20 protein-coding genes are annotated in these 23,333 nt (G+C 46.1%); 11 read left to right on the forward strand and 9 right to left on the reverse strand.

Features of this window, described 5'->3' with window-relative positions; all coding sequences use genetic code 11:
* Positions 1–55: 55 nt before the first annotated feature.
* From BLV62_RS04140 to miaA, 3 genes are all read left to right on the forward strand, one after another.
* The gene (locus BLV62_RS04140; RefSeq protein ID WP_089758998.1) at positions 56–1,492 is read left to right on the forward strand and encodes a CCA tRNA nucleotidyltransferase; all 1,437 of its coding nucleotides are present in this window, start codon (positions 56–58) and stop codon (positions 1,490–1,492) included.
* A 102-nt stretch (positions 1,493–1,594) separates the two neighbouring features.
* Positions 1,595–2,170 carry an IS1096 element passenger TnpR family protein gene (locus BLV62_RS04145; protein ID WP_089758999.1) on the forward strand — a complete coding sequence of 192 codons (576 nt, stop codon included), beginning with the start codon at positions 1,595–1,597 and terminating at the stop codon, positions 2,168–2,170.
* 50 nt (positions 2,171–2,220) lie between these two features.
* Positions 2,221–3,126 (forward strand): tRNA (adenosine(37)-N6)-dimethylallyltransferase MiaA, encoded by a 906-nt coding sequence (miaA, locus tag BLV62_RS04150; RefSeq protein WP_089759000.1) that lies wholly within the window; start codon positions 2,221–2,223, stop codon positions 3,124–3,126.
* 32 nt (positions 3,127–3,158) lie between these two features.
* Here the strand turns inward: miaA and BLV62_RS04155 are convergent, their stop codons facing one another.
* Together BLV62_RS04155 and BLV62_RS04160 are read right to left on the reverse strand one after the other, a co-directional pair.
* On the reverse strand, positions 3,159–4,742 hold the full coding sequence (locus tag BLV62_RS04155) for a hypothetical protein (protein ID WP_139169918.1): 1,584 nt from the start codon (positions 4,740–4,742) through the stop codon (positions 3,159–3,161).
* 133 nt (positions 4,743–4,875) lie between these two features.
* Positions 4,876–5,883 (reverse strand): hypothetical protein, encoded by a 1,008-nt coding sequence (locus BLV62_RS04160; RefSeq protein WP_089759004.1) that lies wholly within the window; start codon positions 5,881–5,883, stop codon positions 4,876–4,878.
* Between the two features lie 283 nt (positions 5,884–6,166).
* On the opposite strand from BLV62_RS04160, the gene proS reads away from it, so the two are divergent.
* From proS to BLV62_RS04175, 3 genes are all read left to right on the forward strand, one after another.
* On the forward strand, positions 6,167–7,642 hold the full coding sequence (gene proS, locus BLV62_RS04165) for a proline--tRNA ligase (RefSeq protein WP_089759006.1): 1,476 nt from the start codon (positions 6,167–6,169) through the stop codon (positions 7,640–7,642).
* 118 nt (positions 7,643–7,760) lie between these two features.
* Positions 7,761–10,691, forward strand: a complete 2,931-nt coding sequence (locus tag BLV62_RS04170) for a sensor histidine kinase (RefSeq protein ID WP_089759008.1) — start codon at positions 7,761–7,763, stop codon at positions 10,689–10,691.
* Positions 10,688–11,449 (forward strand): LytR/AlgR family response regulator transcription factor, encoded by a 762-nt coding sequence (locus tag BLV62_RS04175; RefSeq protein WP_078672331.1) that lies wholly within the window; start codon positions 10,688–10,690, stop codon positions 11,447–11,449. The genes BLV62_RS04170 and BLV62_RS04175 overlap by 4 nt, the downstream gene beginning before the upstream one ends.
* A gap of 311 nt (positions 11,450–11,760) precedes the next feature.
* On the opposite strand, the gene BLV62_RS04180 is transcribed toward BLV62_RS04175, so the two are convergent.
* Complete coding sequence (locus BLV62_RS04180) at positions 11,761–13,332, reverse strand: trypsin-like peptidase domain-containing protein (protein WP_089759010.1); 1,572 nt, start codon at positions 13,330–13,332, stop codon at positions 11,761–11,763.
* Positions 13,333–13,586: 254 nt separating this feature from the next.
* Positions 13,587–14,585: an acyl-CoA reductase gene (locus BLV62_RS04185; RefSeq protein WP_089759012.1), complete on the reverse strand. Its 999-nt coding sequence runs from the start codon at positions 14,583–14,585 to the stop codon at positions 13,587–13,589.
* A 95-nt stretch (positions 14,586–14,680) separates the two neighbouring features.
* On the opposite strand from BLV62_RS04185, the gene BLV62_RS04190 reads away from it, so the two are divergent.
* From BLV62_RS04190 to BLV62_RS04205, 4 genes are all read left to right on the forward strand, one after another.
* Positions 14,681–15,028 (forward strand): 4Fe-4S dicluster domain-containing protein, encoded by a 348-nt coding sequence (locus tag BLV62_RS04190; RefSeq protein ID WP_089759013.1) that lies wholly within the window; start codon positions 14,681–14,683, stop codon positions 15,026–15,028.
* A gap of 163 nt (positions 15,029–15,191) precedes the next feature.
* Complete coding sequence (locus BLV62_RS04195; RefSeq protein ID WP_089759015.1) at positions 15,192–16,178, forward strand: D-alanine--D-alanine ligase; 987 nt, start codon at positions 15,192–15,194, stop codon at positions 16,176–16,178.
* Between the two features lie 71 nt (positions 16,179–16,249).
* Positions 16,250–17,068, forward strand: a complete 819-nt coding sequence (locus tag BLV62_RS04200) for a PASTA domain-containing protein (RefSeq protein ID WP_089759017.1) — start codon at positions 16,250–16,252, stop codon at positions 17,066–17,068.
* A 29-nt stretch (positions 17,069–17,097) separates the two neighbouring features.
* The gene (locus BLV62_RS04205; protein WP_089759019.1) at positions 17,098–17,406 is read left to right on the forward strand and encodes a rhodanese-like domain-containing protein; all 309 of its coding nucleotides are present in this window, start codon (positions 17,098–17,100) and stop codon (positions 17,404–17,406) included.
* 44 nt (positions 17,407–17,450) lie between these two features.
* Here BLV62_RS04205 and BLV62_RS04210 read toward each other — a convergent pair whose 3' ends face one another.
* The gene (locus tag BLV62_RS04210) at positions 17,451–17,837 is read right to left on the reverse strand and encodes a RidA family protein (protein ID WP_089759021.1); all 387 of its coding nucleotides are present in this window, start codon (positions 17,835–17,837) and stop codon (positions 17,451–17,453) included.
* A gap of 204 nt (positions 17,838–18,041) precedes the next feature.
* Between BLV62_RS04210 and BLV62_RS04215 the strand changes: the two genes are divergently transcribed.
* Positions 18,042–18,797: a hypothetical protein gene (locus tag BLV62_RS04215; RefSeq protein ID WP_139169920.1), complete on the forward strand. Its 756-nt coding sequence runs from the start codon at positions 18,042–18,044 to the stop codon at positions 18,795–18,797.
* A 207-nt stretch (positions 18,798–19,004) separates the two neighbouring features.
* Here BLV62_RS04215 and BLV62_RS04220 read toward each other — a convergent pair whose 3' ends face one another.
* Genes BLV62_RS04220 through BLV62_RS04235 form a run of 4 tightly spaced genes read right to left on the reverse strand, consistent with a single transcriptional unit; the run spans position 19,005 to position 23,333 of the window.
* Positions 19,005–20,198 (reverse strand): hypothetical protein, encoded by a 1,194-nt coding sequence (locus BLV62_RS04220; protein WP_089759025.1) that lies wholly within the window; start codon positions 20,196–20,198, stop codon positions 19,005–19,007.
* 11 nt (positions 20,199–20,209) lie between these two features.
* Positions 20,210–21,106, reverse strand: coding sequence for a type 1 glutamine amidotransferase (locus tag BLV62_RS04225; protein ID WP_089759026.1), 897 nt, complete (start codon positions 21,104–21,106; stop codon positions 20,210–20,212).
* A gap of 42 nt (positions 21,107–21,148) precedes the next feature.
* Complete coding sequence (locus tag BLV62_RS04230) at positions 21,149–22,249, reverse strand: carboxylate-amine ligase (protein ID WP_089759028.1); 1,101 nt, start codon at positions 22,247–22,249, stop codon at positions 21,149–21,151.
* A gap of 55 nt (positions 22,250–22,304) precedes the next feature.
* Positions 22,305–23,333, reverse strand: a complete 1,029-nt coding sequence (locus BLV62_RS04235; protein WP_089759030.1) for an ATP-grasp domain-containing protein — start codon at positions 23,331–23,333, stop codon at positions 22,305–22,307.

Raw genomic sequence — 23,333 nt, forward strand, 5'->3', positions numbered from 1 at the left:
AATGTTTATATTACCTTTGCGCCCTGATTTTCAGCGAAAGGAATAAAAAATTAATATGATCAGTAGCAAGCCATTGGACATACCCTGTTCCCTGCAGGAAAGAAAAATGCTCGAAAAGATTGCCCTGGCGGCCCAGGATCTGGGCGTCCCGGCGTTTCTGATCGGGGGATTCGTGCGGGATAAGCTTTTAGGAAGAAGAACAAAAGACATGGATATTGTTTGTGTGGGAGACGGTATCGCTCTTGCACATAAAGTGGCAGAAAGTTTGGGTAATAAGATCCCTGTAAGTTTTTTCAAAACTTATGGCACTGCTCAGGTAAAATACAATGACCTGGAAATTGAGTTCGTAGGCGCCCGGAAAGAAAGCTACCGCCAGGAGTCGCGCAACCCGGAAGTAACTGCCGGTACACTGGAAGATGACCAGAACCGCCGCGATTTCACCATCAATGCAATGGCCATCAGCCTGAGAGACGCCGATTATGGCACGCTGATTGACCCATTCGACGGCATCAGCGACCTGGATAACAAATTGATCAGAACTCCGCTGGCTCCCGCGCAAACATTCAGCGATGATCCGTTAAGGATGATGAGGGCCATACGGTTCGCTTCCCAGTTGCAGTTCACAATCGACCCGGTTGCATTTAACGCGATTAAAGAAAATGCAGACCGCATAAAGATTATTTCACAGGAGCGGATCACGGATGAGCTGAACAAGATCATGCTCTCTGCCAAACCCTCTGTGGGGCTGGATTTATTGTATAAGGCCGGGCTGCTGAAAATCATTTTTCCGCAGATGGTAGACCTGGTAGGAGTGGAGATGTATGAAGGAAAGGGGCATAAAGATAATTTTTATCATACCTTGCAGGTAATTGATAACATCTCAGCTCATACAAAAGATCTGTGGTTAAGATGGGCGGCGCTGCTGCACGATATAGGCAAACCTGCTACCAAGAAATTTGAACCTGGTCATGGCTGGACTTTCCATGGCCACGATGCTGTAGGAGGCAAAATGGTGCCCAGGATTTTCAGCCGGTTGAAATTGCCAATGAACGAAAAAATGAAATTGGTAAAGAAATTGGTAGAATTGCACCTGAGGCCTATCAGCCTGACAAAAGAAAATATTACTGATTCGGCCATACGAAGATTACTGTTCGATGCCGGAGATGATATAGAAGCCTTGATGTTGTTATGTGAAGCAGACATCACGTCAAAAAATAAAGCTAAGGTTAAACGTTACCTCGAAAATTTCGAACTGGTGAGGAAACGCCTCAAAGAGGTAGAAGAAAAAGATAAGATCAGGAACTGGCAACCTCCTGTAACCGGCGAGATTATTATGGAAACTTTTGGGTTAAATCCCGGGAGAGTAGTTGGAGAGCTGAAAAATGCCATCCGTGAAGCTATTCTCGATGGGATCATCCCCAACACCTACGACGCAGCCTACGCTTATTTACTGGAAAAAGCCGGAGAATTGAATCTAAGTCCGGTTAAATAAATTTGGGTAAATTTAGAAATAGCATTCAGCATATTGACTCATTTGATACCGTCAGAAAAGCGGAATGTTTAAACTATTATTATAACTTATAACCTTTTTGTCATGCCGGTTTTGAAATTCAGAGTTTACTGGGAAGAAGATGAGAGTGTCTACAGAGACATTGCCATTAAGCCGAATCAGACGTTTTTAGTTTTTCACCAAACTATCCTGCAAGCATTCGAATTTGATTCAAAACATAAAGCTACCTTTTTCCGCAGCAACGATAACTGGCAAAGGGGCCGGGAAATCATTCTGGAACCCGATAACCAACCCCGGAAGGCTGAACCATTGCTGATGGCCGAAACGCCTATCGGCGCCGCTGTAAAAGATCCAAACCAGAAATTCATCTACCTCTACGACTTCAATAAAAACTGGGTATTCCTGGTCGAACTCATTGGCGTATCCAAAGACGAGAACAGCAAGATCACCTATCCCGCTGTGGTCCGGAAAGAAGGTCTGGCGCCCAGCCAATACGGCACCAAAGGCCTGGTTGGCGACAAACTTGTTGAGATGGAAGAAAAATATGATCTCAATAAAGAAGGTATGGATGCTGAAGGGTATGGTGAAGAGGGAGAAGAAGGAGAAGAAAGTGATGCAATGGGAGGAGATGAGTTTGGAGGAGATGAAGATAGTTACTAAATAACTTTCCACCGCAGGCGCCTGTCTCCTGCGGTGGAATGCTTTACGGTATGCAGAAAACAGCGATCATTATTGCAGGCCCAACGGCTTCCGGGAAAACAGCCCTCTCCATTAAAATAGCGCAGTTATTCAATACTGCCGTTATCTCAGCAGATTCCAGGCAATGTTATAGGGAAATCAGCATCGGCACCGCCAAACCTTCGCCTGAAGAGCTGGCCGCCGTACCTCACTATTTCATCAATTCGCATAGTATTAAGGAGGAAGTGAACGCTGGCCTCTACGAAAAACTCGCCCTGCAATATGCAGACGAGATCTTCTCAAAAAATGATATCGCCGTAGTTTGCGGCGGCACAGGCCTTTATATCAAAGCATTTACTGATGGGATAGATGAAATGCCGGAAATTCCTGCCGGCATCCGCACCTTCCTCAACGAACAATACGCCGCTCACGGTATTACCTGGTTGCAGGAACAACTGCAGCAGCGGGACCCGGCCTTCTATGCAGTGGCCGAAACTCAAAACCCCCAACGCCTGATCCGCGCCCTTGAAGTATTGGAGGCTACCGGCCGCTCCATCCTGGAATTCAGGCTGGCGACTCCTGTTCAACGCCCGTTCAACATCATCAAAATTGGTATCACCCTCCCCAAAGAACAACTGCATGCCAATATCCATCACCGGGTAGACCTGATGATGGAAGCCGGACTTGTAGATGAAGTGAGAGCTGTTCTTCCTTACCGCAATCATAACGCATTAAGAACAGTAGGTTACTCCGAGATATTCAAATACCTGGATGGCGACTGTACATTGGAACAGGCGGTAACCGACATAAAAACGCATACCCGCCAATACGCTAAACGGCAACTGACCTGGTTCCGTAAAGACCCTGCCATCACCTGGTTCGATCCCCGCCAGCAGGATGAGATATTTGCTTCAATAAAAAAGGCCATCTCCGGGTAGAGACAGCCTCCTTATTTTAAACCAATTATACACTAAAATTTAAATCCGATAGTCATCATGATGTTGCTCCTGTTGTAGTCCACAGCTGCGGCTGCAGGCGTGGTTTCAGCATTGGCAGTAGTATACGGACGGTATTTGTAGGCAGATTCTGCATAGCTGTAGGTCAGGTCTACATATAATCCTTTTGTACGTACGCCTACGCCGCCGCTGAATACATTGGTAGATCCGTCGGCCCCTGCATTGTAATAATCGTTGCTGTAAGGGTTGCCGTAATACGCATAACCTGCGCGGATGGCGTACAACGAAGCCAGTTTCAGCTCGGCCCCTGCACGGAAGTTCGATACAGATTTGTAAATAGCGCTGATATTATCGTTCAGCATACGTTCGTACTGCCTGTCGTCCTTGATTTTGAACTTCGCCGAAGCCTGGTTCACGTATTCATAATCTGCGGAAATGAAGCCCTGCGGCTTCTTCGGGTCGGTCAGGTCTCCGAAGAAGAAGGAGGCGCCTGCCAGTAACTTCATTGGCGTAACATAGTTGTAGTCAAACAACTGTGGACCGCCATCGTTGGTCAGTTGATCTGAATAAACAGTTGTTTCGCCTCCGAAATTTTCGGTGTTGGTATGAATGTCTCCTGAATAACTGTCGTGGATCGAAAAATAAGTTGGCGTATGAACTGCTGCGCCCAGCCTGAACCTGTCGGTAACTTTATAAAGAAGGCCCAGTTTACCGCCAATACCCAAACCGGTACGGGTTAGATATTTATTGTAATCAAAGAAACCAAAATAGTTGTTTTGGTTATTTTCTGCCCTGTCGTCTTCTGACCAGGAGAAAGTTTCTTTATAGTTGATAGAAGGTAATACAACGCTGGCGCCGATATAAAGACGATCGCCATAGTTGCCGCCGACTGCAAATGCGTATTCATTCATTCCGCCTTCCTTAGTTAAGGTGCCCCTTTGTGTTACACCTTCCAATGGGCCGATGCGGGGATCTGTCTGGTTTCTTCGCGGATCTGCAAAACTGAGAGCGCCTAAACCTCCGCCTGCCTGGCGAACGGTATCTATCAGCAATGACTGGTAGCCAAGGCTGGCGCCGGTAGGATCTCCGGCTTCAAAATAGTTAAGGGAAGCTCCCTGCAATTGCTCTACCCAGATATTGCTGTAGGATGATACTGCGTTTACGCCGGCTATGGCCATTTTGCTGTTGTAGTTAGCCAGCCTGTTTACGCCTAACGAAAAAGTTACGTTATTCCATCTGTCCGGCCCGCTGTTAAAATTGGTCGCAAAGATCACCCCGATGTTAGGGATCTGGAAATTTGTGCGGTTGCCGGTGTTATCCAGCTGGTTGTTGCCAAGATAGTTGGAAGTATTGTTGGTGATTCCCACTCCTGCAGAGATAAAGAATTCACCGGTTTTAAAAATTCCTATACCGGCAGGGTTAATATGGGCGGAAGAGTAATCGCCTCCTAATCCGGCTCCGACACCACCTAATGCCTGGGTTCTGGCAGTTCCATGCGGCTGCATAGGTGAATACAGTAAAGCATCGTTGGAACTTTGGGCCATGGCCGTAGCAGATAGGAACAGCCCTCCTAAAAGAGGAAAAAGTCTCTTATTCATATTCAAAAAATGGTTGCTTTGCAGGCTAAAATAGATGTTTAAAGATAGGTATAACGTGCTATCAGTATAAAACGTGTGTGAAGATAAAAAATAAGCGTAGTTTTTAGGCTACGCTTATCTTGAAGTGCTTTTATCAACGACCTCCTCTGACAGGACGGCTGTAACCGCCACCGCCGCCGCCGCTAGGACTTGGGCTGGGAGAATAACTTGGTCTTGAAACCGGAGCGCTCTGCTGAACAGGTCTGCTGTATTCAACCCGCTGAGGGCGAGAGTAGGTATTGTTGCTGTTATTGCTGCCATTGTAATTGTTGGCAGGACGGGTCACTACCGGACGCTCGCTTGGAGATTGCTGGAAGATCCTGCGTGGTCTTTCTGCCGCGCTTGGAGTATAACCGCCGTTGCTGCCACTAGGCTGGAAGCTTCCTCTTGCAGGACGTACATAACCATTACCTCCTACGTTGCCACCGGTATTACCCCTGGTGTAACCTGAAGGACTCCTGGTAATGATCCTTTCGTTGCCGCTTCTGACAGGGCCATATGAAGGAGAACGGTATGAAGAATAATATCCGCCGCCGTGGATCCAGCCACCGCCGTAATACGGGTTGTAATAAGCTGGGTAATAGCTGTAATAACCAGGCCAGTAGCTGCCCACATATGGGTAACCCCATCCATATCCTAAACCAAGGCCGAAAGAGCCCCATGGACGATAGAAACCACTACCCCAACCAAAACCAAGGCTGAAACTGTTACCATACCAGCTGTTGAAAGGACTGTATGCCCATCCTAAACCGCCACCGTAAAAACTGTTGAAATATAAATTGGATGCTGCGTTATAACCATCCCAGTAACCACCGGAATAGCTATTGGCATTATCGCCAAAACGGTTTAAACGACGTTGATAATCACCCTGATCTTCATCCTGGTAAGTTACATACGATCCTTCTTCGTCAGCGGCCTGAACGTAACTTGCGTTCTCGTCCTGCCTGCTGTTGCCATTAGAACCGTCACTGGAGGCATAGGTACGTTGCTGCTGACGTGGAGAGTAGTAAACATCATCCGGAGTCTGAGCCGTTTTATATGTACTGGCGCACGCCCCCAGAGCGAGTGATGCTGCCAATCCAACGTATAATATAGGCTTCATTTAAATATATTTTAAGCGTGATTCGTTGAGTAAATTTACTATTTTTTAACGGATAATAGGGTAATAATGTTACAGAATGCCCTTTCTTCCCATATTATTTTGTGATAACTATTTGCACAGTTATGTTTTTCATCTATGTTTGTGGCATTTTTTTCTTACATAGTAAGGTCAAAAATTAAGCCAATTCAACCTTTCTGACAAGGGCGAATGGCTTTATTTTATGCTGGATAATTTGAATTAAAACGGCTATAAAGCATAGATATATAAATAAGTAAAAAATTTTATGAGTAAAGAGATTACAGCTCGTTCGGAAGACTATTCGAAATGGTATAACGACCTCGTCCTGAAAGGCGGACTGGCAGACTATTCTGCCGTTCGCGGATGCATGGTCATTAAACCATACGGTTTTGCCCTGTGGGAAGCCATGCGTGATGTGCTTGACCGCAAATTTAAAGAGACCGGCCACCAGAATGCCTACTTCCCGCTGTTCATCCCTAAAAGCTTCCTGAGTAAAGAAGCAGATCACATCGAAGGTTTCGCTAAAGAATGCGCCGTAGTAACCCATTACCGCCTCAAAAACGACCCCAATGGCGGCGGGGTAGTGGTAGACCCGGAAGCAAAACTGGAAGAAGAACTCATCGTTCGCCCAACTTCTGAAACTATTATCTGGAATACTTATAAAGACTGGATCCAGTCGTACCGCGACCTGCCGCTGCTCATCAACCAATGGGCAAACGTAGTGCGCTGGGAAATGCGTACCCGCCTCTTCCTGAGAACGGCTGAATTCCTCTGGCAGGAAGGCCATACCGCCCACGCAACCGCCGACGAAGCGATCGCAGAAACCCGCCAGATGCTGGAAGTGTATGCCGACTTCGCCGAAAACTATATGGCAGTACCGGTAGTGAAAGGAGTGAAATCGCCCAGCGAAAGATTCGCCGGTGCAGTAGATACCTATTGCATCGAAGCGCTCATGCAGGATGGTAAAGCCCTGCAGGCCGGCACCAGCCACTTCCTGGGCCAGAACTTCGCCAAAGCGTTCGACGTTCAGTTCTCCAACAAGGAAAATAAACTCGATTATGTATGGGCTACCTCCTGGGGCGTTTCAACACGTCTCATCGGCGGCCTTATCATGGTGCACAGCGACGACCAGGGACTTGTTCTCCCTCCGAAGATCGCTCCGATCCAGGTTGTGATCGTGCCTATCTATAAAGGGGCCGATCAGAAAGCCGGACTCGACGAAAAAGTGATGGAGATAGTGAAAACCCTGCGCAGCGCCGGCATCAGCGTGAAATACGACGATAACGACAATAACCGCCCCGGATGGAAATTCGCTGAATACGAAATGAAAGGGGTGCCTGTTCGTATAGCCGTTGGCGCCCGCGACCTGGAAAACCAGGTAGTGGAAGTGGCCCGCCGCGATACCAAAGAAAAAATGACCTTACCGCTGGAAGGACTCGCAGGCAATATCCAAAACCTGCTGGACCAGATCCAGCAAAACCTGTACGATAAAGCCAAACAATACCGTGATAGCCATATCACACGTGTTGATACCTGGGAAGAGTTTGAAAAAGTACTGGATGAAAAAGGAGGCTTTGTATCTGCACACTGGGACGGTACCGCCGAAACAGAAGAACAGATCAAAGACCGCACTAAAGCTACCATCCGCTGTATTCCACTGAACAATCCACAGGAAGAAGGAAAGTGTATCTTAACCGGTAAACCAAGTAAAGAAAGAGTATTGTTTGCAAGGGCATACTAGGAGACTTGCTTCGACAAACAGACATAAAAAGATCAGGAATTTATTGAAATCGGTTTCAATAAATTCCTGATCTTATAAAGGATGTTTATTTTTCCCTATAAACCATTAAATTAGCCCAATGCCCTTTATCCGTTATTTATTCATATCGGGTTTGGCCTTCTTCTGTTTCGTTACCGGATCGCTTGCCCAGGGCCTCATGATCCGCAACTACAACGTGAAAGACGGCCTGGCCAATGCAACTGTTTATGCTGCCGTGCAGGATAAAAACGGGTTTATTTGGTTCGCCACTCCCACCGGCGTAAGCAAGTTTGATGGAAAACGCTTCAGGAATTACACTAAAAAAGATGGCCTTACAGATAACGAGGTCATTAAACTGGCTGCCGATTCCAAAGGACGCGTATGGTTCTTTACCCTGAACGGCAAGCTATCATTTTACGATAAATCCCTTATCCATAGTGAAGACAACGACAGCTCCCTGATCTTCAACAACAGGAGCCATTACATGCAATATGCCTTCGAAGGAGGCGGCGGATATATCTGGTTCCTCAACACCAACAACCGGATCATCCAGTATAACGGGCAAAAAACCACCTACGACAAACTGGGCGCTTCAGGCGCCGACCTGTTTTTCCCAATGCGGAACGACAGCATTTTTCATCCGCTTCAATCATCTTTCCATCTCGAAAGCCTGAACGATCCTACCAATCCCAATCAACAGGTCTTTTCCGCACCTCCCGGCGCATTCGAAGATGCCGCGTTCCTCGAGCGGATCAGGACACATATCGTAGTGATCCTGAAAAATACCCTGTATTCCTATACATCTAAAGACGCTATCGCCTTTTTTAAAGGTTCCGACTGGGGCATTAACGATGATATCAGCCATATGTGCCTGGATGGCGATAACCTCTGGATAGGCACTCAAAGAGCGCTCTACTTCCTGAAAGGATATTTCAAAGGGCAACATAACGTGATCCGCCTGCTGGATAATCACTATATCACCTCCCTGCTGAAAGACAGGGACGGCAACATCTGGATCAGTACGTTCGGCGACGGCGTATATCATATCCCGTATAAAAATTTCTATTTCAGCTATCTCAATAACACCAACGGTCTTTATTCTCACTCTATCTTCAGCATTTATAAAGACAAGAAAAATGATCTGCTGCTGATAGGACAAAATGCAGGCGTGCTCAACACCCTGGACGCCAATAACAAAATACGCCAGTTTACGCTGGATACCACGCGGGGGCGTAACAGCATCCTTACCATTCAGCCCTACGGCAACGATAATGTGGTGATAGGCACCGATAACGGGCTGCTTAATTTCAATACCCTTACCTATAAGTGGTCGCGCCAGCAACCTATCAGAATGCTGAAGGAAGTAGATATCACCCCTGGCGGCAAAATTCGTGTAGCCGCCAAGAACCAGGTTATTGCACTGAACGACTATACGATAGGCGACCTGGATGTACTGGTTACTTCCATTGCCAGCATTAACGATTCTGCTTATTATGTAGGTACCAATAACGGGCTTTATTTCTGCGTGGATAACCAGCGGAAACTCATGCCTGCCGGCACAGATACCTTACGGAAACTAAGCATCAAAGACCTGAAGTGGATCAACGGCGAACTGTGGATAGGAACCAGTGATAAAGGCATTTACGTGATGAAGAACGATAGGCTCAGCAATCATCTTTCTTCCGCGGAAGGCCTGGCCAGCGATATCTGCCAGCAATTGTATTACGACGGGGTAGGCAGGCTCTATGCAGCTACCAACCACGGCGTTTCGGTTATCGACGTTAAAAAACAAAGTATTACCAGGAACATTACGTCCAACGACGGACTAATGTCGGACGATATCAGGGGTGTGTTTGCAGATAATGATACTTTATATATAGCCACTTCCAACGGGCTATGCTATTTTAATGCCGACCATATACCGGTAGATACCGTTCCTCCGGTTATTTACTTAAATAATATCAGGTATGGCGACAGTACATTTTTAGCAGTCAATAATTTTGCTCATCTTTACATCCGAAAAGCCTCTTTTGAAGCCGAATTCGGAACTATAGTCTTTGATTTACCTGACCTGGTCGAGTACCAGTATAATTTTTCGGGAGATACAACCAGCGGATGGGTGACCACTATGTCCAACATTATCCCGTTCCCTGATTTGCAGCCGGGTAACTATAAACTAATGGTGAGGGCCAGGAAGTATAAGAGCGACTGGTCTAAAACCTTAAGCCTGGATGTTTCGATCCTCCCGCGATGGTACCAGCAATGGTGGTCACGGGGTATCTTGCTGCTGGCAGGTTTGCTGCTGGTGTTATGCGTTTTGCGTTATATAGTAAGAAGGATTAAACAAGCAGAGAAAAGAAAGACTGAATACAACCGGCGGATCGCCGAGCTGGAAGCGAAAGCATTGACAAATCAGATGAATCCTCATTTTATTTTCAATTCGCTGAATTCAGTACAGCACCTGATCCTGGAAAAAGAAGAAAAACAGGCGCTGAACTTTTTATCGGACTTTGCCACTTTGATGCGGCAAATGCTGAATAATTCGCGCAAATCATATATATCTCTGGAAGAAGAGATCGCATTCCTGACCCGGTACCTGGAGTTGGAAAAGATCAGGTTTGCACATTCATTTACCTATAAATTTATCCTGGAAGATGCACTAAAAGACTATACCATCTATATCCCACCAATGATCATCCAACCGATTGTTGAGAATGCGATCAAACATGGGTTGGCGCCGAAGAGCATCAGCGGTTACCTGGAAATCAGGCTGGAAATAGTGGATGACCTCCTATACTGCTCGGTAGACGACGACGGAATAGGTTGGGACAAATCAAACAGCATTAAAAGTTCAAGGCTGATCAAGCACGAATCTACCGCGTTGAGTGTGATTAAGGAGCGCTTGCAGATAATAAAATCTTTTAATGGAAGTGTTGGAAAGTTAGAAATTATTGATAAATTTAAATCTGGTTTCGGCAATAAGGAAGGTACCTTAGTTGAAATTCTGATTCCCATTGTTAAGATGTTATGAGTAATATTAAAGCTGCCATTGTAGACGATGAAGTCCGCAACATCCATATTTTACGAAACATTCTCGAGAACTATTGCAAAGATGTAACAGTTGTCGGGGAGGCGCAAAATATTAATGAGGCGGCAGAAATGATTAAGAATAACCCCATTGATGTTCTTTTCCTGGATATTGAAATGCCTCCGCACAACGGCTTCCAGTTGCTGGAAATGTTCCCTGTGCTGAATTTCGAAGTTATATTCATCACTGCTTTCCAGGAATATGCTTTGCAGGCTATTAAGTTTGCCGCGTTAGATTACCTGCTGAAACCTATCAAAGTAAGCGAAGTGGAAGACGCGCTGGAAAAAGTGAAAAAGAGCAAAAAAGGGCGGTTGAATGAACTGGCGTCTATACTTAAAGACTATGTGAAAAACAATGATAACGCTTTCTCCAAGATCGTTATACCAGTAAACGACGGGTATAACGTGATAGACCTGAAAGACATCATTTATTGCGAAGCATTCGATAGTTATACGAAGATCCAACTCATCAATAACGTATCTCATCTCATTTCCAAGTCGTTGAAAGAATACGAGGAAATGCTGTCTGATAAAGGATTCTACCGTGTTCATAAATCCTTCCTGATCAATATTCACCATATCGTGAAAATTATCAAAGGCCTGGGAACGGCAGTAGTCATGAGCGATCAGAAAAATATTCCTATCTCTTCAAGGAAAAAAGATGAATTCTTTACCCAGTTAAAAGGAGTCATCAACCTATAAAGATTTTATTGCTAATAATTTAGGATGGGCTGTCTCAGTTTTGAGAGGGCCCTTTTTATTTGATCCCCGGCATTCTCCGCGCACTGCATGACACGTTGAACCCCTTAATCCTCTCTTTCCCTAACCAAATTACATCACTCACGAGATACTGTGAAAGAATATCATATACTTATATTATTTTAATTATGGGTTTTCATAGATATGGCTGATTGCATACACCGTTTATCCAGGCAATGCATGCATGACTTAATGGAAAAGGCCCGTTCCGGAAAGGAGCGGGCCTTTTAATTTCTTGGGAATATTCTTGTGTATTACAGGTTTTCAGTAGCGCCTGATCCTGTATTGATGTTATAGTAGTAAATGTCAGCGCCTCTTTCAGGATAGAAACCTGTTAATCTCAGGCTTTTCTGTTTTTCCAGTGCGCTGCTCAGGTCATCTACATTATTGATAGTAGTGCTGCCGGCTTTCAGTATTACGAATCCTGGCATCATTGAGGTTTGTTTTTTCAGGATACCGTTTCCGATATCATTTACCAACACGCCTCCGTTGATCCCTAACCGGGCTGATTGTTCCTTGCTCAGGTCTGAAAGATCCGCGCCCAGCCTGTCAATGGTGGTGAGCTTTACCAGGTCGGTATTGCCCTTCAGGTTCCTCATGATCACGTTATTGACAGTATACTCCTTATTATCGCGGATGTAAGTTAGGCTGATCTTATCGCCTGGTTTGTAACGGGCAACCTGTTCGCCTAATTGGGCTGTAGTTGGTATTTTCACGCCGTTTACAGCAGTGATAACGTCGCCTGGTTTGATACCGGCTGCCGCTGCGGAGCTGTTAGGCATTACATCTGTAACCTGTACGCCTGGCACATCTCTTCTGATGCCTGCTTCTTTCAGCTGTTCGTCCGACATATTGGCGATCACTGAGTTAGGCGCATAACGCACGCCCAGGTAAGCCCTCTGGACATTACCGTATTTCACGATATCGTTCACTACTTTCTTCACCAGGTTTACCGGGATAGCATAAGAGTAACCGGCATAAGAACCTGTTGGAGAAGCAATTGCAGAGTTGATACCTACCAGTTCGCCGGCAGTATTCACCAATGCGCCACCACTGTTACCCTGGTTTACTGCAGCATCTGTCTGGATAAATGACTCGATGGCTGTATTTACCCTTCCGCTGCTGGATTTATTGATACCGATAGAACGGGATTTGGCACTTACGATACCGGCAGTTACGGTAGCATCCAGGTTTAATGGATAACCAACTGCTAATACCCACTGGCCTATATCCACATTATCTGAGTTACCATATACAAGGTAAGGCATGTTGGTAGCGTCGATCTTGATAACTGCGAGGTCGGTGCTTGGGTCGGCGCCAATCAGTTTGGCTTTGTAAACCTTGTTTCCGCTGCTCAGGGCTACGGTGATCTCGTCGGCATCCGCTACCACGTGGTTGTTGGTTACGATATAACCATCCTGTGAGATCAGTACGCCCGAACCGGAAGCCATCTGGCCTGGGATATAGTACCTGCGGCCGCCTCCTCCTCCGTTAAACTCGTCGCCAAAGAACTCGTCTCCGAACAAGTCTTGTAAGATACTGCGTTGCCTGTTGGGGCTGTTGATCTGCCTTGGATTGATCTTAGTTTTGATATGGACTACGCCTGGTACGGCGGCTTTTGCTGCAATCGTGAAATCTGATGGAGGGGTCGCATTTGCATTTCCTTCAGTTCCAGGCATATACCTGGCGTAGTTTACAGGGATACCGGATTCATTCTGAACCACTATTGGCCGCCTTTCCTGGATATACCTGCCATACACAAATATGGACGCAGCGGCAGTTACAACGCTAATTAGTACTGTCGTAACAATTTGCTTGAATTTCATATTATAGTGTGTTTGCTTGTGACAATAAATTTATAGATAATAACATCAGCATATCATCAATTTACATGCCTTTGATACAAATTTAATTGCTGCGTTTATCTAAACGCAAGAGGGCGTAATCACTTTAACACATTTTTAGATGAATCGTTAAATGAGCCTTAAATACGACCTACATTACTGGCAGTTAACATGTCATAATAACAAGTATTCCCGACAATTTGTTATTGTTTTCACGCAGCCCCTCTGCGTGAAAATTATAAAGCGAGGAGGAAATGAAGCGTATCCACGCCGTCGGGGTAGTCCATCAGGGAGGGTTGCTGGGCGTAGCCGAAAGGAGTGAAGTCCTTGCCGACCAGGCATTGCAACGAGTCGTCGCCGCTCAGCTCCTGTTGCAACTGTGCCATATCGGCATAGTACCCGTAATTCAGGACGCTTAAAGGCGAGAACAGGGAGGTGGCTTCCTGCAGGAGTATCAGGCCATTGGTGATATAAACGGCGTTATTCAGCAGCAGTAAAGCGAGGTTATAATCGTAGTTGTTCTTGTATTTGTGGTGATCCAGCAGGTAGTTATATTTTTCCAATGCCTTTAACAGTGGCTGGAAATCGTAGTTGGCCGGTACATAAAGCTTCGTAACGTTCCGGCAACCCAACCCGAAATAAAGCATGATATCATCTGCCAGGGCGTCCAGGTCTCCGGGTGTTTCCTGGCCTGTGAGCACGGCGGCTGAAGTGCGGTTATGCCTGATAATATGAGGGTATTTGGAGAAATAGTAGTGAAAATACCTGGCAGAGTTGTTACTGCCGGTGGCGATATAGGCGTCGCAGTTCTTCAGGGTATCCAGTATTTCTGTCTGCCCTTTGATCTCCGGGTACCATTCTTCCATCTTTTCGATGATATGGCGCATAAGAACTTCATCTTTGCCCGATAGCTTCATTTTGATATGATGCCCGCTCATAAAGCCGCAAAGCCAGTCCTGGAAGCCTACCAGGGGAATGTTTCCTGCCGCAACAATACCTACTTTCCTGGGAGTTACCGGCTCCTGCAGGCGCGGATAGGTAGCAATCCATTCCTTTAGCGGCGCTGGCGACAGGAAATAACGGTGGATATTGCTCAGCGACTGATCGATAAAAGAGGGGATGAACCAGCCGTTTGCATGGAAAGCTCTCTCTTTTACAGTGTTCAATTCAGGGCTGTTTTCCGTTAAATACTGGCCCAGGCGTACTAAAGCGGCTTCTTTTTCTGATATATTCATGAAACTATTATAAATAAATGTCCTATTAAACCGATAAAATTTTATTTTTGTTGCACAAAATTAATGGCTTACTACTTAATCAAAAAGTTTACTCTATGGCAATTAAGATAACAGACGAATGTATTAATTGTGGCGCCTGCGAACCAGAATGCCCCAACAATGCGATATATGAAGGTGGTGTTGAATGGGCTATTGCCGATGGCACTTCAGTAAAAGGTGCTTACACGTTGATGGATGGCACAGTAATGGACGCCGATCAAAGAAACGCTCCGCTCAGTGTTGATACATATTATATCGTTCCAAATAAATGTACAGAGTGCCAGGGCTTCCACGAAGAGCCGCAATGCGCTGCTGTTTGCCCGGTTGACTGCTGCGTACCAGACGAAATGTACCAGGAAACAGTAGACGAACTGCTGGGCAAAAAAGCCAAACTGCACATCTAAGTTGCACGCAAAGGCGCAAAGAAAGCAAAGAAGCATAAGATTTTTTGATTAACAAGGAGATTTTCTCCACAAAAATCAAAAATCTTATGCTTCTTTGCTTTCTTTGCTTCTTTGCGAGAAATAGAGAAACCGTTAACTTTACCCGCTTATTGTAAATTATCTTATGAAGAAGAATATAGCTTTAGTAGCCGGAGGTTATTCCGGGGAATACGTGATCTCTGTTCAGAGTGCTGTAACAATAGAACAGAACCTGGACAACGAGAAATATAATGTCTATAAGATCATTGTCACAAAAGATAGCTGGAGCTATACAGGAAAAGACGGGGTAGTTACCCAGGTAGATAAGAACGATTTTTCGCTGACTGTAAACGGTGAAAAGATAAAATTTGACGCTGTGTTCATCGGCATCCACGGAACGCCGGGAGAAGACGGCCGCCTGCAGGGCTACTTCGAAATGCTGGGCATTCCTTTTACCAGCTGCGGTATGGTTAGTTCTGCCCTGACCTTCAACAAAAGCTATTGCAATAAAGTGGTAGCGGCGCTGAACGTGGTAAAGGTTTCCAAATCGGTTCATATTTTCCGCGATCAGCCATATAATACCGGCGAGATACTGGAAAAACTGCGTTTACCCGTATTTGTTAAACCCGCCGAAGGCGGAAGCAGCATCGGGATGTCGAAGGTGAAAACAGCGGAAGAACTGGAACCGGCTATCCAGAAAGCATTTAAAGAAGATTCCCAGGTACTGGTAGAAGAATTTATCAAGGGCCGGGAACTGACCATGGGCCTGTTCAAAGCAGGAGGGAAGCTAACCACCCTGCCGATCACCGAAATACTTAGCAGTAAAGAATTCTTTGATTACGAAGCCAAATATACGCCTGGTATCACCAACGAAGTGACGCCAGCCCAGATCCCTGACACCCTGGCCAGCCGGATACAACAGACGGCATCAGCGCTGTATAATCAATTGAATTGCAGGGGAATTGTGCGTATCGATTTTATCTATGAAGATGCAACAGGCGATCTTTACTTCCTGGAAGCCAACACCATGCCGGGCCAGTCAGAAAACAGCCTGGTTCCTCAACAGGTAAGGGCGGCAGGTATGACGCTGAAAGATTTTTACGGCACATTGCTCGAAGAATGTATGAAATAGTTAGTTTGTGGACAATTACGCGACTTCTGGTCCGAAGATTGCCATAAAAATCACACTTTAATATAAATATTGTGTTCGACTTTATAACCAAACGCTCATTTGGATTCAACCTGTTAGTAGTAATAGCGCTGTTCTTTGTATTGGCGCTGTTATTCTTTTCTATGCTTGGCGTAATTACCAAACACGGTCAGCAACTCACTGTGCCGGATGTAAGAGGTAAGAATGTTACCGAAGCAATAGATCTGCTGGAGAAAGCAGGATTTGAGGCGGATGTACGCGACTCTATCTATGTTGACTCTATCCCGCCATTAGCCGTTTATGCGCAAACTCCCGAAACCGGAGCACAAGTGAAGGTAGGCAGAACTATTTACCTGACAGTAAGGAAAACAGTAGCGCCAATGATTAAAATGCCGGACCTGGAAGGATTTACTTTCCGCAGCGCGGAAATGATGCTGAAAAGTTTACGGCTAAACGTAGGAGACACGATTTATAAACCCGATTTCGCCGCTAATACCATCCTGCAACAACTGTATAACGGTAAAAGGATAAAACCCGGAACGGAAATACCTGAAGGCAGTTATATTACATTGGTTATCAGCAGCGGTACCGGAAGCGTAGAAAACCCTGTTCCTAATTTCATAGGGCTTACCTACGCAGAGGCAAGAGAAATGTTAAGTGCAAGCAATTTAAACCCTGGAACAATTATCATTGATCCAAGCGTTAAAGATACCGCCAACGCCTATATTATAAAACAGGTGCCAACCCGTAAGAATGAAATTGGCGATTTCAACATGGTAAGGGCAGGGGAAAGCATAGACCTCTGGCTATCGGCTACCAAACCGGTTACCGACAGCACCCAGGTTGCACCGGAACAACAGGAAAACGAATAATTATCTTATAACATTATAATTCTATCGTCATGCAAAATATTACAGCAGAAGAGCTGAAACAACGTATAGACAATGGGGAAGAACTTTACATCCTGGATGTAAGAGAACCTCATGAAAGAGAAGAATTCAACATCGGCGGCAGGCACGTTCCATTGGGATTCATCCAGCAAATGGAAGTAGACGAGCTGGAAGACTGGAAAGATAAAGAACTGATCGTTTATTGCCGCAGCGGCAACCGCAGCGGTCAGGCCTGCATGCTGCTCGACTCTATGGGCTTTACCAACACCAAAAACCTGGTTGGCGGTATGCTCAAATGGACAGAACTTTACAACAAATAATTACCGGGGCTGTATCTGAGAATTGCTTTGATACAGCCCTTCTTTTATCCGTTAATAATTGCGGTAGCTTCTATTTCTACAAGATAACGGGGATCTATTAACTGGCTTACCTGTACCATAGTGGTAGCTGGTTTGATGCTCTTGAAAAATTCCCCGTGCGCCCTCCCGAATTCTTCCCATCGGCTGATATCTGTAACAAACATCCGTGTACGTACTACATCATGCAACGTAGCGCCCGCATTGATCAGCGCTGCTTCAATCTTTGCAAGGATGAATTTCGTTTGTTCATAAGCGTCGCCCTCTGCCACAACCCGGTCGTTGTCTGAAGCCACTGTGCCGGAAACTTCTATAATATCTCCAACCCGTACGGCCCTGCTGTAACCGACTTTACCTTCCCATAAAGCGCCTGAAGAGTAGTTTGTACGTTTCATAGTTTTTTGTTTTTGGAAGATTTGAGGATACTAAATTTAGAACATTTGCACCAGTAAAGAATGATGTTGTATAATTAATTGTTAGTGTTTGATATATATCATAAAAATAAATATTATTGCCGCCGGATACAATGGATTGGCAACCTCTTACGTTATGTAAGTGAAGCCCGGATGAATTTTATTTTAGGTAGATATTTTTTTGATATGAAAGCGAAGTATTTATCTCTGTGTATTTTAGCAGCTACTTCTTTTACTGCAACTGCTCAAATCAAATACAGGGAAACGGAGAAGAAGCCAACTTTAGTACCTTACGACAGCAGTATCGCGTTCCAGCGATTAAGCCCGGACCTGGCAGAATTAACCTTAGTAGGCCAGCAGATCACCTTCCTGAAACTGAATCCTCACAGGGCTATCAGGAACAAAGAAGATAGCTTGCTGGATAACATCCATCTGAAAGCGGTGATGGAAGTGCCCTATAAAGGCGTAATGAGAGGAGGGCATTTTTACACTCCCTACAAAACCATCGAGAACAAGACCTTCAAAATAGCAGACTATGAAAGAAAAGCCTCTGCTGACGGATCTGTTTTACTAACATTCACCTTGCTATCCGACGACCGGAAAACACTGGTTTACCAGGTGCCGGAAGACCAGTTGCCGCATACGCCGGTTATTATCAATGCCAATTTCGAGTGGCTGAAGAACCAATACATTGGTCACAAACTTCAGTTGAAGAATGGCTCCATAATCACCACCAACATCCTCGACGAAAACAAGGAAGTAACGCTGAAAGAAAGCGACGATATTGTTTGCACAGATGTAGCAATCGTTATGGCGGGGAAACAAAAATACGGGCAACCCTTCCTGATCGTGAAAAAAGGCGATACGGAATTCGCTGTTGGCATCGGCTCCCGGCAGGAATACCCTGTAGGCCCCCGCCTGGCCGACTTCGAAGTGTTGTAGTTTCCCGCAGAGGGTTTCCCGCAAAGGAGCAAAGGAGCAAAGAAGCAAAGAAATTTTATTAAGATAAATAAGAAAGCAAAGAGATGGAGATTATGTTATTTTATACAACACAATCTCCATTTCTTTGCTTTCTTAATATTCGCATCAATCCAAATTTCTTTGCTTCTTTGCTCCTTTGCTCCTTTGCGGGAAACCCTTTGCGTGAAACTACCGTTCGAAGAAGCAGCAACTACCGCCGACCCAGGTGTCCTGGGTGTTGAAGGCGACGCCTATCATCCTGCTTTTGCTGATACGGGCCAGGTTGTGTACGAGCATGGGCCTTATAGCGCCGTCGGGCCAGATGTAGATCATACGGATCTCGCAGATAGCCGGCCCTGTTGGGGTAATGATAGCCGGAGCATATTGCACCTTCCGTTGCAGGATCCAGTTCTCCGGATCATTGATCTTGTTTATTTCCTCTTGCGTTACATCTAACAATACTCCTTTGCCGGCAAAAGAAAAGAGCGGCTTCAACACGTAGTTTTCCAGGTCTGTTGGCAGTACCGGCAGTTGATGCAGGAACCAGCTTTTGGGTACATAGTCGCTGTGAATGAATGGCATCATGAATTTGCTGATCCTGTAGAACCAGTTAGGGTGCGTGATCCATTCCACATCCAGTTCCTGGAAGAGGTTGACGAAATCGCCGAGCTGTTCCGCCTGTTTTTCAAGGTCGTCGAAGATCACCCGGTTAAAGATGCGGCGTACTGGCGTTTTTTTCCCGTCTTTCAGGTAGTACAGTTTTTTTCCTTCCTGGATCAGCTCTGTTAAACAGACGGTAGAAATGCCCAGCATCTTTTCGGTGCGTTGAAAGTCTATCCTCGTCTTTTGCTCTGCGGGTTTAACTTCCAGCAGGATCACTTCTTCAGGTGGCAGGTCTCCCAGGATCACTGTTCTCAGGAGATCGTAGTAGCTGGTATCGTCGAGGTTATTGAAATAGTTGCTGAAGTTAGCGGGTATTTCGAAATGTTCTTTGAACCGCCTGGCCATCACTTCCTGGAAGGCGAACATGGTAGGGAAGCCCTGCAACTCTATCAGTTGGGGGGCCAGCGAACCGTCTTCCTCCCGGGTGACTGCAAAATCTATCACGATAAAATGCGGATGTTCATTCTCGTTAGGCACATTAAGGCGCTGGGGAATGGCATTTTGAGTGAGGGTTTTGAAACCGGGCCTTAGCAGTACGTCGATGATCTCCTCGCATGCCTGTACCAGTTTGGAGGTAAGGGATGCGGGTATGAACACCGGCGTTTCAGCTACCCTGAATGCGGGGGCTATGCCGGCGTCGGATGCAATGCCGGCTAAAAAAGCCTCGTATTTTTCGGGCGTGAATTGTTGGTTATATGCGGTTCTTATGGAAGGGATCATACTGGTAACTGTTAAAAGAAAGAGTGCTCTTCATCGTTATGTGCGGTAACCTGTACAGAGCGTTCTATAGCTGCAAGGCGTGCGGAAAGACTGCCGTAAATGGCATAGTCCAGGAAGGCTGTCAGCAGGCGGTCGTGCGTGAGCATAATTTTATCAGGGTCCGTTAACTGGCTGATCATGCTCTCGTATTTTTCGACGCTGTGACTATTTATCACCTGTTGCTTCTTTTCGTCCTGCAGCAGGTACATGTGCATGCCGGCGGCATCCGCCTCCGGGTGGAACTGCGTACCGATAAAGTGTTCGTTGAACCTGATAGCCATGGTGGCTCTTTCCAGCGGTACATGGGGGCGTTCTTTTTCTATCGCCAGTACCTGGCCGCCCATTTCAGCAATTTTATCGTGGTTCAGTTCTATCACCTGCCAGTTGCGGCTGTCTACAATGTAGAAGGGGTCCGGTAATGCGCTGAATACTTTTTCCTGCATTCCGTCGCCTGTTTTATGTACAGGGAAAACGCCAAAGGCGGGCGATTTCCTTTTACATACATTTCCTAACTGGTAATACCGGCACATCAGCTGGTAAGAATGGCAGATAAAGAAGGCCGGTTTTTTCACCGCTTCCTTTTTGTTCCATTCTATCAGGTTGTTGATGAGCGAGAAATATGCGTTTTCCCATTCGCTGCCTTCGCTGGCAACCGGGCTGCCCGGCCCGCCGGTGGAGATATAAAAATCGTAGCTCAGGTCTGGGATCTGTATCTGGTTGCGTACTTCAAATTCGTCGAATTGCAGGTCGAGATTATGCATGCTGGCATATCCCGTCAGGATCTCACGAATGCAGCGCATCCCTTCGTTAGGAACACCCTCATACATGTCTAGCACTGCTACTTTCCAGTGTGGTTTAATTGGATGCATAGTGCAAAATTACGAAATTCAGAATTGATGGGTAAACGGAGGCTATATACCGGCGAGGAACTGCCCGTTGATGAAGTCGGTGACTGCTACGAGGTCGTTGGTTTCACTATATACCTGTAGCTGCCTGTCGGCCCCGGTACCTCTTTCCAGTAGCTTTACAGTGGCATCCACTATCTCCCTGCTGCCCAGTTCATCTACCACATCGTCTACAAAATCAAGTAATTCGTATATCAGTGTGCGGGTGTTGATCTCTTTTTCTTTACCAAAATCTATCAGGTATCCGTCAATCCCATAGCGGGACGCTCTCCATTTATTTTCGTTGATAAGCGCCCGGCTGTAGATCATAAAGTTCATATTCTGCATGCGCAGCTGGTAGATCTTTGCGCAAACGGCCTGGAAAAGCCCTGCTATCAAAATAGTATCGTCTACCGTCAACGGTACATCGCAGATACGGAATTCCACGGTATTAAAGAACGGGTGAACACGGAGGTCCCACCATACCTTCTTGGCATTGTCTATACAGTTTGTTTTGATAAGTAGTTTGATATAGTTATCGTATTCTTCGATGCTGTTGAAGAAATCGGGTATCCCGGTGCGGGGAAATTTATCGAATACCTTGGTACGGAATGATTTGAAGCCGGTGTTCCTTCCTTCCCAGAAAGGGCTGTTGGTGCTCAATGCAAAAACGTGGGGAAGAAAATACCTAACGGAGTTGGCTATATGAATGGCCATTTCCCTGCTTTCCATGCCAACGTGTACATGCAGGCCGAAGATAAGGTTAGACCTGGCGGCGTCCTGCATTTCGTTCACGATCTCGAAATACCGGGGATGATCAGTAATGAGCTGCATTTCCCATTTACTGAAAGGATGGGTACCTGAAGCGCCGATCACAAAACCAAGATCGCCTGCAATCTGCGCAATGGTACTGCGCAGTAAGGCTACATCTTTACGGGCTTCATCAATGTTGGCACAGATCTGGGTGCCTACTTCCACAACTGCCTGGTGAAATTCAGCTTTCACCTGGTCGCTGATCACCTTGTGAGCCTGCTCAACTATTTTTTGCTCATGTGACTTCAGTTCCCGGGTTACTGGGTCCATCACCATGTATTCTTCTTCTATACCAAGCGTAAACGCCTTAAACATGTGAATAGGTTTTAGGAACTACGCTATCGCAGTTCGCTTCACAAATGTAAATGATTCATTTCGCTTTTTTCTGAGCGGCGCTTTTTGCTTTTTTATCGGCATCCGGCGCTTTTTTGGCGGTGGATTTCTTGCTGGCAGTAGTCGCTTTTTTAGCTTTGGGCTTGATGAACTGGCCCCAGGTCAGGTTATCTTTCCCTGGCTTCTGGGCTGCGGCGCGTTGTATCGCGTACCGGGCGCTGGTTTCAATCACCCATTCAAAATGTTCTTCGCCGATCTCGTGATCCGCATGGGGAGCGGGATTGTAGCAATCGATAATATAAGGCGTACCATCGGCCCTTACGGCTATTTCCACTGTATTGAAGTCGTAGCCCAGGTATTGCTGCAACAGGATAACCTGTTTCTGGATGGTTGATTGCAGGGTTTTAGAGGGTTTGAAAGTAGCCTGGTACTGTTGTCCTGCCGGGAGGTTGGGATCGTAAGGCATGATCCTTACTTCTTTAGGTCCTACACAGAAACAACGGTAATATTCTGCAAAGTCAATTTCTTCCTGCAGCATCATGACATGCTGGCCGGTAGCGCTGTGCATCCAGAAGAAATCTTCCCTGGCCGGCACCCTGAAAACATCTTTGCCTCCTCCTCCGTTATAAGGTTTCATGAAGGCAGGAAACCCGATGTAATCAAAAATCGTGTTCCAGTCGAACGGGTATACCAGGTTGCGGAAAGATTGCTGGCTGGTGTTGTCCGGTTGCTGGAAGGAGGGAAGCAGCGCTGTTCTGGGCACTGTTATGCCTAGTTTGCCTGCCAGGCTATAGTTGAAGAATTTATCGTCGGCGCTCCACCAGAAAGGGTTGTTGATAACCGCGGTACCGGCGGCAGCGGCATTTTTCAGGAACGACCTGTAAAAAGGCACATCATGAGAGATCCGGTCTATTATCACGGCGTAGCCGGGATCTTCTCCCTGCAACACTTTATCAATACGCACAGCTTCTGCAAAGATCCCCGGGGGATTGATCTCGTTAACCCTGTCTATGAATGCTTGTGGAAATGTGTTCTCCTGTCCGAATAAAATTCCGATCTTTTTCAT

Origin of the sequence: Chitinophaga terrae (ex Kim and Jung 2007) (assembly GCF_900107795.1) — a bacterium.
GTDB classification, from domain to species: Bacteria; Bacteroidota; Bacteroidia; order Chitinophagales; family Chitinophagaceae; genus Chitinophaga; species Chitinophaga terrae.

Coding starts and splice junctions, on each gene's coding strand:
- BLV62_RS04170 (WP_089759008.1), top strand. CDS start 7,761: ATGCCCTTTATCCGTTATTTATTCATATCGGGTTTGGCCTTCTTCTGT.
- BLV62_RS04225 (WP_089759026.1), bottom strand. CDS start 21,106: ATGCATCCAATTAAACCACACTGGAAAGTAGCAGTGCTAGACATGTAT.
- BLV62_RS04230 (WP_089759028.1), bottom strand. CDS start 22,249: ATGTTTAAGGCGTTTACGCTTGGTATAGAAGAAGAATACATGGTGATG.
- BLV62_RS04190 (WP_089759013.1), top strand. CDS start 14,681: ATGGCAATTAAGATAACAGACGAATGTATTAATTGTGGCGCCTGCGAA.
- BLV62_RS04180 (WP_089759010.1), bottom strand. CDS start 13,332: ATGAAATTCAAGCAAATTGTTACGACAGTACTAATTAGCGTTGTAACT.
- miaA (WP_089759000.1), top strand. CDS start 2,221: ATGCAGAAAACAGCGATCATTATTGCAGGCCCAACGGCTTCCGGGAAA.
- BLV62_RS04205 (WP_089759019.1), top strand. CDS start 17,098: ATGCAAAATATTACAGCAGAAGAGCTGAAACAACGTATAGACAATGGG.
- BLV62_RS04160 (WP_089759004.1), bottom strand. CDS start 5,883: ATGAAGCCTATATTATACGTTGGATTGGCAGCATCACTCGCTCTGGGG.
- BLV62_RS04235 (WP_089759030.1), bottom strand. CDS start 23,333: ATGAAAAAGATCGGAATTTTATTCGGACAGGAGAACACATTTCCACAA.
- BLV62_RS04220 (WP_089759025.1), bottom strand. CDS start 20,198: ATGATCCCTTCCATAAGAACCGCATATAACCAACAATTCACGCCCGAA.
- BLV62_RS04145 (WP_089758999.1), top strand. CDS start 1,595: ATGCCGGTTTTGAAATTCAGAGTTTACTGGGAAGAAGATGAGAGTGTC.
- BLV62_RS04185 (WP_089759012.1), bottom strand. CDS start 14,585: ATGAATATATCAGAAAAAGAAGCCGCTTTAGTACGCCTGGGCCAGTAT.
- BLV62_RS04175 (WP_078672331.1), top strand. CDS start 10,688: ATGAGTAATATTAAAGCTGCCATTGTAGACGATGAAGTCCGCAACATC.
- BLV62_RS04215 (WP_139169920.1), top strand. CDS start 18,042: ATGAAAGCGAAGTATTTATCTCTGTGTATTTTAGCAGCTACTTCTTTT.
- BLV62_RS04210 (WP_089759021.1), bottom strand. CDS start 17,837: ATGAAACGTACAAACTACTCTTCAGGCGCTTTATGGGAAGGTAAAGTC.
- BLV62_RS04195 (WP_089759015.1), top strand. CDS start 15,192: ATGAAGAAGAATATAGCTTTAGTAGCCGGAGGTTATTCCGGGGAATAC.
- BLV62_RS04140 (WP_089758998.1), top strand. CDS start 56: ATGATCAGTAGCAAGCCATTGGACATACCCTGTTCCCTGCAGGAAAGA.
- BLV62_RS04155 (WP_139169918.1), bottom strand. CDS start 4,742: ATGAATAAGAGACTTTTTCCTCTTTTAGGAGGGCTGTTCCTATCTGCT.
- proS (WP_089759006.1), top strand. CDS start 6,167: ATGAGTAAAGAGATTACAGCTCGTTCGGAAGACTATTCGAAATGGTAT.